Source organism: Williamsia limnetica (genome assembly GCF_003217475.1).
In the GTDB taxonomy this organism is placed as follows: Bacteria; Actinomycetota; Actinomycetes; order Mycobacteriales; family Mycobacteriaceae; genus Williamsia; species Williamsia limnetica.
In genome coordinates, this window is sequence record NZ_QJSP01000050.1 from 1 (window position 1) to 1248 (window position 1248).

Below are 1248 nucleotides of genomic sequence, written 5' to 3' on the forward strand. Positions count from 1 at the left end.
TGAGGTGGGCCCTTCGTAGTGGTCCAGTTGTTGTGCGACTCTGTTGCCCGAGTGTTTGGGCAGGAAGAATCGACGACGACATGGCAGGTAGCAAGCGCCGGCGGCATACGCCGGATCAGATCATCCGCAAGCTGGCCGAGGGCAACAAGCTCCTCGGGACCGGGCAGGAGTTGGCTGAGGTGTGCCGGCATCTGGAGGTCACAGAGTCGACCTGGCATCGCTGGGTGGCCCAGTACGGGGGCATGAAGGCCAATGACGTCAAACGCCTCAAAGAACTCGAAGCTGAGAACGCTCGGCTCAAGAAGTTGGTCGCCAACCAGGCCCTCGATATCGACATGCTCAAGGAGATTTCGTCGGGAAACTTCTGACCCCGAACCGCAAGCGCAGCGCCGTGACGATGCTGCGTGAGCGGTTCGGGGTATCTGAGCGGCGAGCATGTGCTGTGGTGGGCATCCACCGCTCCACGATGCGACTGCACCCAGCGCCGATCACCGCGGAGGAAGCCGAGCTGCGGTCCTGGCTACGTGGGTTTTCCACCGACCGGCCCCGCTGGGGCTGGCGACGCGCCGCGATCGCCGCGCGCAAAGCGGGCTTCACGGTCAACAACAAACGCATCCGCCGCCTGTGGCGCGAGGAGGGGCTGCGAGTTCCCCAGCGCCGCAGGAAGAAACGGCTCACCGGAATCGGGACCGCGGTTGGGGCGATGTGCCCAATCCGGCCGAACGTGATCTGGGCGATGGACTTCCAATTCGACACCACCGCCGACGGCCGAACCATCAAAATGCTCAACGTGATCGACGAGTTCACCCGCGAAGCCCTGGCGATCCACGTCGACCGCGTCATCAACGCCGATGGCGTGGTTGACGTTCTCGACCGCCTGGCCCTGATACATGGTCCACCGTGCTACGTGCGGTTCGACAACGGACCGGAATTCGTCGCTCACGCCGTCAACGACTGGTGCCGATTCAACGGCACCGGATCACTATTCATCGACCCCGGCTCCCCGTGGCAGAACGCCTGGATCGAATCGTTCAACGGCCGCCTGCGCGACGAGCTGCTCAACTCCTGGCGCTTTGACTCCCTGCGCGAAGCCCGGGTCATCATCGAAGACTGGAGGATCGACTACAACGCCAACCGACCCCATTCGGCCCACCACGGACTCACCCCCGCCGAGTTCGCCCTACAGTGGACCACGACCCACCAACCCCAAGCCGCATAGCGACTGGACCATAGAATGGGTCCCCCTCA

Annotated in this window: 1 protein-coding gene; it reads left to right on the plus strand. The window is 63.5% G+C overall.

The window, feature by feature from the left end; translation table 11 throughout:
• Window positions 1-80 precede the first annotated feature (80 nt).
• Window positions 81-1219, plus strand: a protein-coding gene (locus tag DFR67_RS30135; RefSeq protein WP_085948638.1) for an IS3 family transposase whose coding sequence is annotated in 2 segments (ribosomal slippage) — window positions 81-351 and window positions 351-1219 — 1140 coding nt in all. Because the reading frame shifts where the segments join, the coding sequence is not laid out codon by codon here.
• Window positions 1220-1248: the final 29 nt, after the last annotated feature.